The 1,524-nt window shown below is 54.2% G+C and carries 1 protein-coding gene; it reads right to left on the bottom strand.

The window, feature by feature from the left end:
- Window positions 1-1,524 (bottom strand): Calx-beta domain-containing protein (locus KJB35_RS27270; protein WP_285469876.1); only part of this gene is annotated, 1,524 nt, incomplete at both ends.

Genomic DNA, 1,524 nt, shown 5'->3' with positions numbered 1-1,524 from the left:
CCATCGTTTGGCACTGTCACCCAGCCACTTCCGGTGTTGTATTCTAAGGTACCTAAGTCTCCAACTTCGGTATCACCCAAGTTGAGGCCTAGCTCGACTTGTACTGTAGACTCGGCGGCATTCGACAGCGTCACTTTGAAGTTCGCAGTCTCACCCTCATTAATGGTGCCAGCGTCTGAAATAGTCACGCTTGGACGGTCATCATCCGGATCAGGTCCTGGCCCCGTACCGTCATCCACTATCGTTGCCGTCCCCGTATCGCTGCCTTGCACTGCGCCAATGCCAGTCACCGTGACACTGAAATCTTCAGGGCCTTCGTACACCGCGTCATCAATAGAAGCAATGCGCACATCAAACTCAGTTTGCCCTGCTGGCACCGTCACCACGCCATCGTTTGGCACTGCAACCCAACCACTTCCCGTGTTGTATTCTAGGGTGCCCAAATCTCCAACTTCGGTATCACCAAGATTAAGACCCAGTTCCACCTGCGTTTCCGCTTCAGACGCGTTCGATAAGGTGACTTTGAAGTTGGCTGTCTCACCCTCATTGATGGTGCCAGCATCTGAAATAGTCACATTCGGGCGGTCATCATCCGGATCAGGGCCCGGACCACTGCCATCATCCACTATCGTTGCCGTTCCCGTATCGCTGCCTTGCACCGCCCCAATGCCAGTCACCGTGACACTGAAATCTTCTGGGCCTTCATAAACGGCGTCATCAGTGGAAGCAATGCGCACATCAAACTCAGTTTGCCCCGCCGGCACCGTCACCACGCCATCGTTTGGCACTGCAACCCAACCACTTCCCGTGTTGTATTCCAAGGTGCCTAAGTCACCGGCTTCGGTATCGCCGAGATTAAGACCCAACTCTACTTGCGTTTCCGCTTCAGAGGCGTTCGATAGCGTCACTTTGAAGTTCGCTGTGTCACCCTCATTGATGGTGCCAGCATCTGAAATAGTCACGCTTGGACGGTCATCATCTGGATCGGGGCCCGGACCACTGCCGTCGTCCACGATCGTCGCCGTCCCCGTATCGCTGCCTTGCACTGCACCAATGCCAGTCACTGTCACACTGAAATCTTCAGGACCTTCATAAACGGCGTCATCAATGGCAGCGATACGCACATCAAACTCGGTTTGCCCCGCTGGCACCGTTACTACACCATCGTTTGGCACTGCAACCCAACCGGAGCCTGTGTTGTATTCTAAGGTGCCTAAGTCTCCAACTTCGGTGTCACCTAAGTTCAGGCCTAGCTCGACTTGAACAGTGGACTCGGAGGCATTCGACAGCGTCACTTTAAAGTTCGCTGTCTCACCCTCATTGATGGTGCCAGCATCTGAGATAGTCACGCTTGGACGGTCATCATCCGGATCAGGGCCCGGACCACTGCCGTCATCCACAATCGTTGCCGTACCGGTATCGCTGCCTTGTACTGCGCCAATGCCGGTTACCGTGACACTGAAATCTTCTGGACCTTCATAAACAGCATCATCAATGGAAGCGATGCGCGCATCAAACTCAGTT

It is taken from the genome of Vibrio sp. D431a, from assembly GCF_030248655.1.
Taxonomy (GTDB): domain Bacteria; phylum Pseudomonadota; class Gammaproteobacteria; order Enterobacterales; family Vibrionaceae; genus Vibrio; species Vibrio alginolyticus.
The sequence above is the reverse complement of the archived record's forward strand: the minus strand, read 5'-3'. Positions and strand labels throughout refer to the sequence as shown.